At 54.8% G+C, this 14,156-nt stretch carries 14 protein-coding genes and 1 tRNA gene; 4 read left to right on the top strand and 11 right to left on the bottom strand.

The genetic code is table 11. The features are described from left to right. Positions 1-46 precede the first annotated feature (46 nt). Positions 47-289, top strand: coding sequence for an Lrp/AsnC ligand binding domain-containing protein (locus P8T57_RS18510; RefSeq protein WP_007089884.1), 243 nt, complete (start codon positions 47-49; stop codon positions 287-289). Between the two features lie 81 nt (positions 290-370). Here the strand turns inward: P8T57_RS18510 and P8T57_RS18505 are convergent, their stop codons facing one another. After that, positions 371-844: a hypothetical protein gene (locus tag P8T57_RS18505; protein ID WP_341363973.1), complete on the bottom strand. Its 474-nt coding sequence runs from the start codon at positions 842-844 to the stop codon at positions 371-373. A 149-nt stretch (positions 845-993) separates the two neighbouring features. Next, positions 994-1,086: transfer RNA gene (locus P8T57_RS18500), tRNA-Ser, on the bottom strand. Between the two features lie 287 nt (positions 1,087-1,373). On the opposite strand from P8T57_RS18500, the gene P8T57_RS18495 reads away from it, so the two are divergent. Then, positions 1,374-1,595 (top strand): hypothetical protein, encoded by a 222-nt coding sequence (locus P8T57_RS18495; RefSeq protein ID WP_007089886.1) that lies wholly within the window; start codon positions 1,374-1,376, stop codon positions 1,593-1,595. 146 nt (positions 1,596-1,741) lie between these two features. Here P8T57_RS18495 and P8T57_RS18490 read toward each other — a convergent pair whose 3' ends face one another. The 7 genes from P8T57_RS18490 to P8T57_RS18460 form a co-directional block, all read right to left on the bottom strand. Then, complete coding sequence (locus tag P8T57_RS18490) at positions 1,742-2,917, bottom strand: MFS transporter (protein ID WP_341363972.1); 1,176 nt, start codon at positions 2,915-2,917, stop codon at positions 1,742-1,744. 52 nt (positions 2,918-2,969) lie between these two features. Continuing rightward, positions 2,970-4,001, bottom strand: coding sequence for a GlxA family transcriptional regulator (locus P8T57_RS18485; RefSeq protein WP_341363971.1), 1,032 nt, complete (start codon positions 3,999-4,001; stop codon positions 2,970-2,972). Between the two features lie 164 nt (positions 4,002-4,165). Next, on the bottom strand, positions 4,166-5,854 hold the full coding sequence (locus P8T57_RS18480; protein ID WP_063092965.1) for a hypothetical protein: 1,689 nt from the start codon (positions 5,852-5,854) through the stop codon (positions 4,166-4,168). 277 nt (positions 5,855-6,131) lie between these two features. Next, on the bottom strand, positions 6,132-6,734 hold the full coding sequence (locus tag P8T57_RS18475; protein WP_181849904.1) for a PqiC family protein: 603 nt from the start codon (positions 6,732-6,734) through the stop codon (positions 6,132-6,134). Between the two features lie 14 nt (positions 6,735-6,748). After that, complete coding sequence (locus tag P8T57_RS18470; RefSeq protein WP_341363970.1) at positions 6,749-8,434, bottom strand: MlaD family protein; 1,686 nt, start codon at positions 8,432-8,434, stop codon at positions 6,749-6,751. Then, positions 8,431-9,717, bottom strand: a complete 1,287-nt coding sequence (locus P8T57_RS18465; protein WP_341363969.1) for a paraquat-inducible protein A — start codon at positions 9,715-9,717, stop codon at positions 8,431-8,433. Before P8T57_RS18465 ends, P8T57_RS18470 begins: the two co-directional genes overlap by 4 nt. 151 nt (positions 9,718-9,868) lie before the next feature. Then, entirely contained in the window at positions 9,869-10,768 is a 900-nt protein-coding gene (locus tag P8T57_RS18460) for a LysR family transcriptional regulator ArgP (protein ID WP_341363968.1), read from the bottom strand. Between the two features lie 283 nt (positions 10,769-11,051). Here P8T57_RS18460 and P8T57_RS18455 point away from each other — a divergent pair, with 283 nt between their 5' ends. Beyond that, positions 11,052-11,678 carry a LysE/ArgO family amino acid transporter gene (locus tag P8T57_RS18455; protein ID WP_341363967.1) on the top strand — a complete coding sequence of 209 codons (627 nt, stop codon included), beginning with the start codon at positions 11,052-11,054 and terminating at the stop codon, positions 11,676-11,678. A 59-nt stretch (positions 11,679-11,737) separates the two neighbouring features. Here P8T57_RS18455 and P8T57_RS18450 read toward each other — a convergent pair whose 3' ends face one another. Together P8T57_RS18450 and P8T57_RS18445 are read right to left on the bottom strand one after the other, a co-directional pair. Beyond that, positions 11,738-12,316, bottom strand: a complete 579-nt coding sequence (locus P8T57_RS18450) for a thymidine kinase (RefSeq protein WP_341363966.1) — start codon at positions 12,314-12,316, stop codon at positions 11,738-11,740. A 78-nt stretch (positions 12,317-12,394) separates the two neighbouring features. After that, positions 12,395-13,306, bottom strand: a complete 912-nt coding sequence (locus P8T57_RS18445; protein ID WP_341363965.1) for a LysR family transcriptional regulator — start codon at positions 13,304-13,306, stop codon at positions 12,395-12,397. A gap of 110 nt (positions 13,307-13,416) precedes the next feature. Here P8T57_RS18445 and P8T57_RS18440 point away from each other — a divergent pair, with 110 nt between their 5' ends. Further along, entirely contained in the window at positions 13,417-14,097 is a 681-nt protein-coding gene (locus P8T57_RS18440) for a type 1 glutamine amidotransferase domain-containing protein (RefSeq protein ID WP_341363964.1), read from the top strand. Positions 14,098-14,156 lie beyond the last annotated feature (59 nt).

Raw genomic sequence — 14,156 nt, 5'->3', positions numbered from 1 at the left:
ATAGCTTGGGGCATAATTTTTATCCCCAAATACCGGAGCCGCACCGATGCATCCCTTTTTCATTTTCGTGAAATGCGATCTGGGCAAAGCCTATGACGTTGCCACAGCACTGGTCGAGGAAATCGAAGGGGTCTCGGAAGTCTATTCGATCTCCGGCCCGTTCGAACTGCTGGTCAAGGTCTATATCGAGGACGGGCAGGATATCGGGCGCTATGTGAACGAAAAAATCCATCTGCTGCCCCATATCAAGGACACCCAGACAATCATTACCTTCAACGCTTTCACCTGATTTTCTGCAAAGATAAAAGATATACTAACAAAAAACGCGGTGAGATTTTCGCCGCGTTTTTTGTCGGTACCGCATCTGATGCTAGTTGCGCACCACATCGCGGATCACATCAAGGATGATATCGGTCCCCTTTTCAATCAGGACCACATCATTGCCGACAATCTGGCGAATGGCATCCGAACGATATGGCAGACGCGATTGCAAATCCGCAGGAAGATCGCGCTTGGCAATCCCCGGGGGTAAGGTGCCGCCGCGCTCAAGCTTCATGGCAATGCCTGGTGGCAATCCGTCTTTGCCGTTGCCGTTGTCCTTGCTCTTGCCACCTTTGCCTCGATTTTCGTCATCGCCAATATTGCGGTCAACCGCATCAAGCACGTCATAAATGACGCGCCGTTCTTCTTGGCTAAAACCGCCCGATTGCGCAATTTCGTAAGCCAGCGCAGCAGCCGGTTTGCTCGCAGCCGCCGTTGCCGTCAGAACCATCACTGCCAGCAAGGTCGAACCCGCAAGTAACAATGGTTTGGCGATGGACTTGAACTGATCGAAATACATCATCGCAACCTCGTCGGATTATTAAAGCTGATCCATCATAGATGATGTTCGAGAACACCATTAGCGAGCCAGCCTGATACGATAACGTTTGAAATGATTGTTTTATTCCCGGTCCAAAAGAAAAAAGCACCCTTTTGGGGTGCTTTGATCAATGGCGGACAAGGAGGGATTCGAACCCTCGATGGGGCTTTTGACCCCATACTCCCTTAGCAGGGGAGCGCCTTCAGCCACTCGGCCACTTGCCCTTATCTCTTTGCTGTTCCGTGCGGAACGACGCCTTTCTTAAACATCGCATCATCCCATGTCAATGCCGGAAACAGGCGATCTGGTCGTTTTCTTTTATCAAATCGGGCGAATGAAACCACCAGCTTTTTGAAGGGCTTTGCCATTGCCTTTTGCGGTTGAGGATCAAAAGAGTCTTCAAACCATCATATTGCTGTCATCGCAGCGAAAAACTTGGCTGTCATAAGGGCACTGTAAGCTTCTTTTTCCGGTTTGAACCCGTCAGAGACAGAAAGCAGGTTAAAGCATCATGCGCACCATCTATCAGAGCACGGATGACAACGGTCATACCCTTCGCGCCCTGAAACTCAGCAAGGAAGGCCACACAAGCCCGGTCTATCTCGGTCTTGTCATTCACGATCGCGAAGTGCTGTTTCGCACCCGTGAAAACTCATCTCGTGAATTTGTCCTGCAAAAGATCAAGGAATTCGTCGCGGCCCACAGCCCGACAATGAATGCACAACCGGCCTGAGGGCCGGTTTTTTATTGCCCGGATACAGCGGCGCGGTCATTCCCGCCCGTGACACCACGCGATACGAGATCGCGCCGGGGCGACACTCCCCGTTCGCCCTGCAACTCGAACCGCCGGTCGTTTGACCGGCGGTTTCTTTAATTACGTCATGCGCCTTGCGTCACCGGTTTGCGCCCCCCCGCCCACATCAGGAAAATGGCAACCAGAAGCACCGGCAAAACACCGAAATTGATGATGTTCCACCCTGCCCCTGCAATCAGCGCACCTGCCACCAGCGATGCCACGGTTCCGGTAATGCTGTTGCCAAGCTCCATCAGGCTTTGCGCATGACCGCGTTCCGATGCGTCATGCCCCTCGCCCAAAAGCGTCGTCCCCGCCAGAAGCATCAGGTTCCAACCGATCCCAAGCAAGAACGAACTGATGAGAAACGCCGAAAAACTGGTCCCCGACACGGCAAAGACCACACTGAACACCAGCGCCAGCGCGCCGACCACCGCCATCAAACGCGCGCCAAACCGGTCAATCATCGGGCCGACGACAAAGGCCGGTAAAAACATGCCGATAATGTGCCAGCGAATAATATTCGCCGCCGTATCAACATCAAACCCGCAAAACTTCATGGCAAGCGGTGTTGCCGTCATCACAAGGATCATGATGCCATGCCCCGCCGCACTGATGGCAATCGCCCCGCGCAACCTTGGACGGCGCAACAGTTCCAGCATGACCGCACCACCGGTGCGCGTTTTTGCAGGAACCCCGCCATCACGCAACATCAACATGATCAGGGCTGCGATGGTCGCCAACCCGGCCAATGCCAGATACGATCCGGCAAATGGAATCGCGACCATGTTACGCGTATAGCTGGCAATTTCCGGCGCGATCAGCGCCGCCAGAACACCGCCACCAACCACAAGTGCCGCCGCACGACCTTTCTGATCATCTCGGACCGCCTCAAGGGCGGTATAACGGTAATACATTGCCGATGCCTGATATCCGCCAATCAAAAACGTGCCCAGACACACCAGCAAAAATTCCGCCTGATACACACCACCCGCCACGACAGCACCGCCAACCACGCCGCTCGCCGCTCCCAGAAACAATCCCGTGCGCCTGCCATAATGCTGCATGATCATCGACAGCGGATGCACACAAACCAGATTGCCCACAACCAGCAAGGCCAATGGCAGGGTCGCCAGTTCCGCCATCGGTGCCAGATCAATCCCGATCAGTGATGTCAGGGTTATCCCGATCAGCGAACAGGACCAGTAAAGCGCCTGGGCAATAAATAGCAGACGCACTGATCCATTGGTCAGTAACAGCATGTTGCCAACTCCAATAAAAACAGATGATTACGAAAATATCTTCGCCGTTCACCTAAACCGGAACGGCCATCGGCCTTCGTCCGAAACGATCAGCATATTCCTGCGGACTGACAGATAAATGGCGTTGAAAGGCCCGGCGCAGCGTTTCCGGATGGCCAAAACCGCAAAGCCGCGCCACACGCGTCACCGTCATTGCATCATCCTGCAAAAGGGCGCGCGCGGCTTCGACCCGCACCCGTTCAACATAACGTGCCGGTGTCATACCCAGATCACGGGTGAATACCCGTGAAAATGTCCGTGCCGACATCCCCGCACGATTTGCCAGAACTTCCAGCGACAGATCACCATCCAGATTGGCCGGTATCCATTCCAGCAATCCGGCAAGCTGTGCCGTGGTTCCGATGGCGGGTGTCAGATAGGCAGAAAACTGTGCCTGCCCGCCCGGCCGTTTTAAGAACATCACCAGACGTCGTGCTACGGCAAGGGCAATTACCCGCCCGTGATCCGCCTCCACCAGTGCTAGCGCCAGATCAATACCCGCCGTCACCCCGGCCGACGTAAAGATATGCGGATCGCCTTCAAGACCGTTTGCGTCATAGCTGTGCAAACGATCCTCGGTGACATCAATTTTCGGGAAATTTTTGCGCATTTCATCGCAACGCGACCAATGCGTTGTTGCCATCCGGCCATCAAGCAATCCTGCCTCTGCGAGGATCAGCGCACCGGAACAAACCGATCCAAGGCGCATGACTTGCCCGTCGGCTTGCCTTAACCATTCGAGAATGTCGGTGCGTTGCCGCACCGGATTAACCCCGTCCCCACCGGCAATCAGAACCGTATCGGTCGCGGACAGATCAAGTTCACGCCAATCCAGATCTGCATAAAGTTTAAACCCGCCCGATGTTGGCACCGGCCCCGCCGCATCGGCAATCACCAGTAACTCATAGGCCCGTTCGCGCCCCTGTCGTTCCAGTTCGGCATTGGCTGAGGCAAAAACCTGCAATGGCCCGACAACGTCAAGGCTCATGACATCGTCAAAGGCAAGGCAGGCGACGGTTTTCGTGCTGGTTGTGCTGTCTGGCATGGCAATCCTCGTTCATCAGGAATACAGCATGCCTCACGAAACGAATGGCAACAATGACAAACACCCCACGAATCTTGCCACAGCATATGCTGCAACAATCTTCGCGGGATGTGTCTCTTCGCAGTTTTTACTGCGTCTCCCAACCAACCCCGGGTTCAGCCACCCTAAAAACCGCTTCGCTGCAGCAGGGCATAGAAGTCACGAATCGTGCCTTCCTTGGCCGTCATGTCCTTGATGTCATCAACCAGCTTGTCGGTGAAATTGGGCTGCTTCAAATATCCGACGACCCTTTTTCGCGCCATCGATGCCGACTTTCCCTCAATCAGCACGCCACTCGAACAGAATTGCACCAGCATATAGGCGCGCTTGCGCAGATGAAGCGACGGATTGTCGATCCGCTCGATCACCTTTTCACGCACCAGATAATCGGCCAGTCCCTCGTCCAGCTTGTCACCAATGCGTTGTTTCTGCTCGTCAGAAAGGTTCGATGCCTGAAGCGCATCATTCATCACCGTGACCGTCGCCATCTTGTCGCGCGGTTTGGCTTCACTGTCGCAGAAAGCGCGCAATGCCCGCATATCCTTGACCGTATCCATCAGCATGTCGAAAACTTCTTCGCCAAAATCCTCGACAATCCCCGAATTAACAACCGCCAGAAGCCAGGCCATCTTGCGGCAATTCGGCCCCATGCGGCCGTTGATTTCTGCAACACCGTCAATCAATGCCCGCGGGCCGCCAACATTTCGCAGACGTGCGCCACGCTCGGCAATGGCCGTTACCATCGGTGCGCCGTAAACGACCCCCTTCTCACTAATCAGACGATCCAGAATACCGACCAGCGGATCATGATCCCCTTCATGACGGGTCAGGCTGTTTGCACTGCGCAACTCGCGAACGATATAGTCAAACAGCGCATCCTGCGATGTCGAAAGCAATCCCGACCCGAACAGCGGGTTAAGCAGTTCAAGAATATCATCCGCCGCCCCGCGATTGCCGTGTGCACGCCCCATCGCCAGATCAATATGCAGGATAACCGCGTCGCCAAAGCTTCGCGAACTGCCAAGCAGTTCTTTCAGCGCCACCGGCGATCCAAGGATATCGGCAATAACATCGTCAAGCAGCTTACGCGCTGCCTCGTCTTTCTCGTCCCCCTTGACCTTCAGCGCCAGATCAAGCTTGCCCACCCAGTTGCGGCTTGATGATAGAACGCGCGTAAGCGCAACCATCGTCAGGAAGTCGGTATCCTCCGCAAGGTTCAGACGACGAATTTCGTCACGGACTTCGGAAATGGTCGCATCTTCAAACGCCGGCAGGTCGACCTTTTCAACCTCGCGCGCACGGGCAGCCAACTGTTCAATCGCGCCATGCAGCTTGTTCATGGCCTCAATATGGTCGCCGTCGGTCGCCTTGGCATGAATGCCGGCCACCTTGTCGACTGCGGTCGGCATCAATGTATCGTGGAACATCAATTTGCGCAGGTTCTGGTAATTATACATCACCTCGCAAGGTGTCAGGATTTCCTGTTCGAAATATTTGCGTAGCAGACGATTGATCGTCGCGCGGCTTTCCGACTGCAACAGGTCGTTATCGGAATCACAAAGCGGCGCATCTTCAATGGCTGAGACACGAACATCCTTGTCGTCGTCTTCACCAGCACCCTGTTTTTCCAGAAGGACCTTTTCAATATGACGACCGTCGGCGCGTTCCCAATCACGAACAACCCGAACCGCAGAGATCTTGGTCTTTAAAAGCTTCTCAGCTTCGTTAACCGCCTCTTTCTCGACATCAAAGGTCGAATGAATGATCCAGCGTTCCCCACGCTGGACTCGTACTTCAAACGTCGTATCCGACATAACGCGCACTGGCTCCCTAACTTCCTGTTTGGGGCGGCATTTGCATGCCATTTCTCAGTCAGGCGCGTGTCCCGTTTTTTTTATATTTATACTTCTTTATAAGGCAATTCTGATGCTGAAAACAATAGGGCGAATTCGAACTTCTCAAATGAGCCCAAAAATCCCCGTATTGCGCGACAGAAAACGCAATCCACAACACATGCGACGCCATCAACACAACCATAGATGCACATACATTGATTTAAGGACCCTATCCAAGTTCTGCTTTGACGAGAACTCAGCGATACGACCGGGCAATAGAATCACTAAGCCGCCCCAAAAGGTCGCTCATGGCAGCGACAGTTGCCTCGGTTGTTGTATCCTTGGGAACCACGGAATCGGTAAACCGTTCGGATACGGCGGTTTCACCCGAATTGAAATTGACAATTTTCCAGCGCGCTGCGATCTGCACCGAACCGTCCGGCTGACGTTCGAACTGTCCCAGATCGACCACGATCTGCCAGACAACCCCGTCGCGCGAGTTCCACGGGAATGTCTCGATCCGCTGCGGGCTCAACCGATGGTCAAGGTTTTCGATTAACACCCGCTGAATGTTTTCATCCAGCGGCTCGGCCCAGCGATCAAACTGGTTGATCACCAGCCGGTTGTCACTACTGCGCGTCACAATCTGGCTGCGATCAAGATGGCTTGGGATGGTAATCGGCCCCACCCCCATCACCGCCGTTCGGGTGGCCCCCGATGGGGCTGCAACATCGTCGGGGGACAACAAATAATAACGTTCCTGAACCGGTGTGCTGCACGCGGACAGGAAGCCAAGCGATGCCAAGAACACCCCCGCGATCAGTCGCTTGCGAATTGTCGCCGTTGTTTTCGGTTTCATTTGCATTTTCCGCATCATTCTTCCTCCCGGCGGCCCGGTTTGCCCAGGATCAAAGCATTCGGATTTTGTTCAAGGAAATCGGCCAGATCCCGCAACGACCGGGCTGCCGCCGAAAGCTCTTTCAGAGTTTCCTCAAAATTATAGCGGATCGGCGAATTCGGCGATGTCACGTCACGTACACCGCCAAGTGCAACCTGCGCGGCTTCCAGCGCCTTCTGAGTGGCTGGCAACACGCTGGTATCAAGGTTCGTCACAAGCTGGTTCACCCCGGCAGCCGCCTGTTTCAGGCTATCCATGCTCTCAATGATCGCAGGCGATGTAACAATGTTCTCCATCCCCTCGACAGTCCCCAGCAGTCGAATGCCGATTTCCTCAATCGGGAATGTTTCAACCTTTTCAAGCAACGAGGACAGGGAATTGCTGATCTCATCGATCTTTTGCGGCAATGTCGGCAATTCTGGAATTTTCCCCTGCGCATCGCCCAGATAGCGGGGTGGTGTCACCGGATACATGCCCAGATCAACAAACAGCTGGCCGGTTATAAAGCTCCCGGTTTTCAGACGTGCCCGCAAACCACGTTCGACCAGAACATCCATGATCTTCGCATAATCGGCATCGGCGGTGTCCTGATTGCCGACCATTTGCACCCGTTCGGGCTCCAGCGTCACTTCAACAGGCACCCGGAACGATTGATTGGGAACGACATATTCCAGATTGACGCTGTTGACCGTGCCGACGCGAATGCCATTGAATTCAACCGGCGCGCCGGGCGAAAGCCCGCGTACAGAGGAATCGAAATACAGCATGTATTTCTGCGTGATGCCACGCGCCAGAATTTCGGCCTGTTTACGGCTGTCATTTAACCGGAACACCGTATCGGGTTTCGCTGTTTCCGAATTCAGGCTTTCGTCAGGCGTATAGAAATTGATGCCACCGGCCAAAACTGATCGAACAGATTGGGCACGCACCGATACGCCTTCCGCATTCAGATCAAGACTGATGCCGCTGGAATTCCAGAAACGCGTATCACGCTTGACCAATCCATCAAACGGCTTGCGGACATAGATCGGGATCGACACCTTTTCGGCCGCGGAATCCAGATTGGTATCAAGGACCTCGCCAACCTCTACCCCGCGCAGAAGAACCGGCGTTCCCGACGCGACTGAGCCAAGTTCCTCCGCCATCAGGATAAACCGTGTTCCGTCCGATCCATCAGGCACATATTCCGGTTCTTCCGATCCGGTAAACTCGCGGGCCTCTTGGCCAGACCTGTCTGGAACCGCTTCGATATAAGCCCCTGAAACGATGGTCTGAAGGCCGGAAATCCCCTGTGCGGAAACGCGCGGGCGTACCACCCAGAATTTGGTTTTATCGGTCAGATAGGGTTCAAAATCCGAATTCATCCGCATCGTCAGAACGACATGCCCGAAATCCTCGCTCAGATTGATTTCGGTAACCTGTCCGACATCAACATCACGATACCGCACCGCGGTTTTGCCTGCGGTCAGTCCCTCGGCCGTTTCGAATGTCACGGTAACTTCTGGTCCTTTGGCTGCCGCATCGCGCCACAAAAGCCAACCGCCGATGATCAACGCGACAATCGGCACGATCCAGATGACCGGCAGGTTCTGAAATGCCTTTTTCACATCGGGCCGGCCTGGCTGCCCCTGACCTGCATTCCGGCTGGTGTCGTCCGTCATGATGACATCCCCTGTTCCTTTTGCATTCCCGCCCGATCCCAGATCAGCCGCGGATCAAAGGCCATTGCCGACAGCATGGTCAGAATGACCACGGCACAGAAGGCCACAGCACCAAATCCCGGTGCAACGGTTGCTATGTTACCCAATTTCACAAGTGCTGCCAGTATCGACACCATAAACACATCGATCATCGACCAGCGCCCGATCAGTTCGGTCACACGATAGATAAAAGTCCGTTCGCGAAGCGGCCCGGCAAGCCCCAGACCCGTTGCGGCATAAACCCATCCAAGCAGGACAATCTTCATGATCGGCACCACGATGCTGGCTGTGAAGACAACAATGGCAATCGGCCATTGCCCGGATTGCAACAGCACCACCACCCCGGAAAGGATCGTATCGGATTCCGCCCGCCCCAGATAGGTGATCGTCATGATCGGAAAAATGTTGGCCGGGATATACAAAACGACCGCCGTCACCAGCAGTGCCCAGGCCCGCGACAGGCTGCCCGACTTGCGATGATGCAGATGCGTCCCGCAACGCGGGCATTTGCCCCCGGTTTCCCGTGCGGCACTGTCCGTTACAACAAACGCACAGGTCTCGCAGGTCATCCAGCCTGTTGCCTTTTCCTGCCCGGTACCGGCACGCAATTCTTCCAGATCCTCTAACGTCGCATAACGCAAATTTTCCGGCGCCAGTCGCCGCCAGATCGTCCTTGGATCCAGCGTCGTGCTCATCAGCAATGTCGTCGGGATCAGAAAACAAACTGCATAAAAGGCTGGCCCCGCAATGACATCGGCAAAATCCGTCAGCTTCGTCAGCGCGACCAGAAGCCCGATCAGAAACACATCCAGCATCGACCAGGGCCGTATAACAGCCAGAACACGCCAGACTGCCCGCAAACCCGGCACCACGAACCCGAAATAAAGCGGCGCCAAGACATAAATATAGGCTCCGATTAGCATCAGTGGAGCAACGATAGAGGTCAACGCCACCATGAAGGCCAAAAACGGGAACCCTTCCTGCCAGAAGGTCGCAACTCCGCTTAACAGTGTGTTGCTTTCCGTTCTCCCCTCCATGGCAAAGGTCAGGATCGGGAATGAATTGGCAATCAGAAACAGGACAAGTGCAGTGATGGCAAATGCCAGCGGTCGTTCGACCGTCCCCTTCTGCGCCTGATACAAAGGCGACCCGCACCGCGTACACCGCGCGACAAAGCCCGGCGGGATGTCGTATTCGACATGCAGGTAATCGCAATGTTCACAGGCAACAAGGCGATGCGACATTCAATCTTCCTGTTTCCATAAGGCATTAGCGCACAATCTGGAAGTCATATGAGTAAGCGGCAGAATTCATCCCCTGTCAAATCCGATTGGCAAAGCCGATGGGTGGGCATGCCATATCGCCAAACCCGAAAACAAACGCGATCCCAACCGTTTAGTTCCCGATTTTGGGCAAATAATGGCGCGCTTCGCCCAGAACAATCTCGTTCACCTGCGACAGCAACCCGCTTTGCATGTTCCAGTGATGCCAATAAAGCGGCCGCTCAATCACATGCGGGCATGGCTGTAACAGCCGTCCACTCTGCAAACCTTCTGCTGCCTGATGTTCCTCGACAACGGCATAGGCAATGCCCTGCTCGGCCACGGTGACGAAGCCTTGTGAACTTGGCACAGTATGGGCCGGAAACTCGCCCGGCACCAATCCGAAATACCGGTTTAAAAACTGGTTTTGCAATTCGTCATGGCGCGAAAAATTTACCGCTGGGCAGGATCGCAACGCATCCGCCGTGACACCATCGGCAAAGTACCGGTCGCGGAATTCCGGCGACACCACCATGATATAGCGCATCGCCCCCAATGACCGCACCCGGCACCCCTGTATCGGATCTGGCCGCAAACTGACCGCACCCAGCACGGTGCCGGCCTGAAGTGCCTCGTGATTAAGTGCCTCGTCCTCGACCGTCAGATGCACCAGCAGGTCAAGCTCATCAAACAGCTTCTTGGGCACATTGACAAACCATGTCGCCAGACTGTCGGCATTGACCGCAATCGCGATCTGGCCGAAACGGCTGACCGAATGCAGCTTTGGCAGTTCATCATATAATTCCTGCTCAAGCAGGCTGACCCGCTGATAATGCTGCAAAAGCCGCTTTCCGGCATCGGTCGCGGCAATCGGTTTGGACCGGATGATCAAAGGCTGCCCCAGCCGGTCTTCCAGCAACTTGACCCGCTGCGATATCGCCGACTGCGTCAGACCAAGATCACGCGCCGCCTTCTCAAAACTGCCATGACGGATCACCTCGGCGCTGGCTTGTAACAGCTTGTAATCGATCATTTTATTATCCCCGCCTCATCCACCAGCCACGCATCCCCTTCATCGATGTATCACCTACCACCAAAGATGTATCGCCTCCATCAGGGTATATCACCTGTCGTCACGACGATGCTTCCATGCTGCTTAAACAAGCTTGCGAGCCAAACGATACCAGAGCAGGCCATACGCTGCCTCGCGCACTCCTGCCATAAAATTTACTAATACTATATCATGATAATTCGATTTTCTTATTTCTTAAAACTGCTATCCCTGCCCCATTAACAGCGATTTTGCGGGATGAAAAATGCTTCTGACCTTTGCGACCGGATTTGGCCTTGGCGGCGGACTGATCATTGCCATTGGCGCGCAGAATGCCTTTGTTCTTGGGCAAGGATTGCGTCGCAACCATCCGGTGATGGTCGCATTTGTCTGTGCGCTGTGTGATGCCATCCTGATTGCTGCCGGGGTTGCCGGTTTGGGAACACTGGTTGCCACCTACCCGATCCTGACCAAAATCGCGGCATGGGGCGGTGCGGCCTTCCTGATCTGGTACGGGTATGCAGCGCTCAGGCGTTTGTTTGAAACCGAAACCCTGTCAGAAAGCGATGTCAGGCAGACGGGCTGGAAGGCGGTTCTGTCGACGACGCTTGCCGTGACCCTCCTGAACCCGCATGTATATCTTGATACCGTTGTCATGCTGGGCGGGATTGGCGGGCAATTCCCCGCCGACGAACGGCTGACCTTTGCGCTTGGCGCGATGAGCGCAAGCTTCGTCTGGTTCTTTGCCATCGCGCTGGGCGCGGCGTGGCTGGCCCCCTATGTGGCGCGGCCGATCACGTGGAAAATCATTGATGGGGTAACCTGTGCGGTGATGTGGCTGGTAGCTTACACGCTGATCGCACCTGAAATCGCGTCCCTGATGTATTCCTGAGAAAAAATGAATAATCAATGTGATTAAACATTTTTCGTGAAAAATAGGGACCGGGCAGTTTATTTGCCCATCGCTTCCTTGAAATGCTGCCGGCAGACTGAGACATAGCGATCATTACCACCGATTTCGACCTGGGCCCCCTCGCGCACCGTATTGCCGTTTTCATCAACCCGCAAAACCATCCCGGCCTTGCGTCCGCAATGACAGATTGTCTTAAGTTCGCTTAGCTTGTCCGCCCAGGCCAGAAGCCATTTCGAACCTTCAAAAAGCTGCCCCTGAAAATCGGTACGGATGCCATAACACAGCACCGGCACGCCAAGCTTGTCGGCGACATCGGAAAGCTGCCAGACCTGATCCTTGGTCAGAAACTGCGCCTCGTCCACCAGCACGCAATCAATCCGGCCTTCATCCAGCTTTTCCTCGATCAGGGCGCACAGGTCGGTATTGCCGTCAAACAAGACGGCCGGGGCTTCAAGGCCAATGCGCGATGCGATCTTGCCGACACCGAAACGATCATCAAACGCCACGGTCAGCAGAAGCGTCTGCATGCCGCGTTCCTGATAGTTGAAGCTCGATTGCAAAAGCGTCGTCGATTTGCCCGCATTCATCGACGAATAATAAAAGAACAGCTTGGCCATGGTTTCCCCCGAAAATCGTTATTGGGGCATAGCCGATCAATCGGGATTGATCAATATGACAACGGCAGCCAAAAACGGTTATCCGCCATTGCGACCCATATCGATATCGCGCAGTTCGCGGCGCATGAAATCAAGCAGCGACTGGATTTTGGCGCTGCGCGTCACACCGGCCGGAAAGACGGCAAAAACTTCAAGATCGGGCAATTTGCAGTTCGGCAGAACATGCACGACATCGCCGTGCTCAATTTCATCGGCAATATCGCAAAACGGCACAACCGCAAGCCCGTGCCCACCACGCAGGAATTGCAGACGGGCGGTTGCATTATCAACCCGGACACTACCCGATACCCGAATGGATTTTTCCTGATCATCGCAGATCAGGCGCAGGGTTTCAGGAACCCGGCTATACATCACCCAGTCATGATCGGCGAGCTGTTCGGGGGTTTCGGGCAAGCCCACCCGTGCAACATACCCCGACGACGCCGCAATGATCCGGTGGGTCTGATAGAGCTTGAAGCTTTTAAGCTCCGAGCTTTTAAGCGGCCCGGACCGGATGCCGATATCAATCCCCCGCCCGATCAGATCGACAACCTCGTCAGACAGATGAACATCAATCGCCACCCCGGGATAAGTTTGACGAAACCGGTCAAGGATCGGCACGATGCGAAGCGTGCCCAGATGCACCGATGAAGTGATCGATATTTTGCCGACCGGCTCGTCACGCAGGATTTCGACCCGCTTGCGGGCGGCCTCAGCCTCCAGCGCAATCGTCCGGCAACTGTCGTAATAACGCGTTCCGGCATCGGTCAGGCTGAAATTGCGGGTGCTGCGCCGAAGCAGCGGCACGCCAAGTTTGGCTTCAAGCTGCCGGATCTGATGGGATACCGCAGCCCGGCTCAGCCCCATCTTGCGCGCCGCGGCAGAAAACCCGCCATCCTCGACCACACGGGCGAAAATCATCATTGCCCGAACTTCATCCAGTGCCGACATTTTATATGCTCATTTAATTTGACAATCTGTCCAATTCTTCGATCTTCCGCAAATTAGATCAGCATACTATCCTTGGTGCAAATCCTATTCACATATCAAGGACCAAAACGATGCGTATTCTGATGATTGTGACGTCCCACGACAAAATGGGCGATACCGGCCATAAAACCGGTATCTGGCTGGAAGAACTTGCCGCCCCCTATTTCCGGTTCCGCGATGCCGGTGCCGATATCACGCTGGCATCCCCCAAGGGTGGTCAGCCGCCGCTTGATCCCAACAGCCAGGTTCCCGATGCCCTGACCGAGGCAACCAAACGGTTTGAAGGTGATGCCGACGCCCAGAAAGCATTCGCCAACACCGTGAAACTTGATGGCCTGAAAGCCGATGATTATGACGCACTGTTTTATCCCGGCGGTCACGGGCCGCTTTGGGATCTGGCGATTGATGCCAAATCCATCGAATTGATCGAGGCATTCGTCGCACAGGACAAACCGGTGGCCGCTGTCTGCCACGGCCCGGCAGCATTCGTGAATGCCAAAACCAAAGACGGCAAGCCGCTGGTCGCGGGCAAAAAAGTCACCGGCTTCACCAATGACGAGGAAAAGGCCGTCGGCCTTGAAAAGGTCGTGCCGCTTCTGATCGAGGACGAATTCACCAAACAGGGCGGTCTTTATGAACGCGCTGACATGTGGGCGTCCCATGCGGTTGTCGATGGCAAACTGGTAACTGGCCAGAACCCTGCATCCAGCGATGCGGCCGCCGACGCGGTCGTCAAACTACTCGGTAAATAATCGCTTGACCTTCCAGCAACTGGAAGCCCCATAGTCGGATTATCGAATCCAACCTGACG

It is taken from the genome of Thalassospira sp. SN3W (genome assembly GCF_038070535.1).
GTDB lineage: Bacteria > Pseudomonadota > Alphaproteobacteria > Rhodospirillales > Thalassospiraceae > Thalassospira > Thalassospira xiamenensis.
Note: the sequence above shows the minus strand (reverse complement) of the source record. Positions and strands in the feature narration are given on the sequence as shown.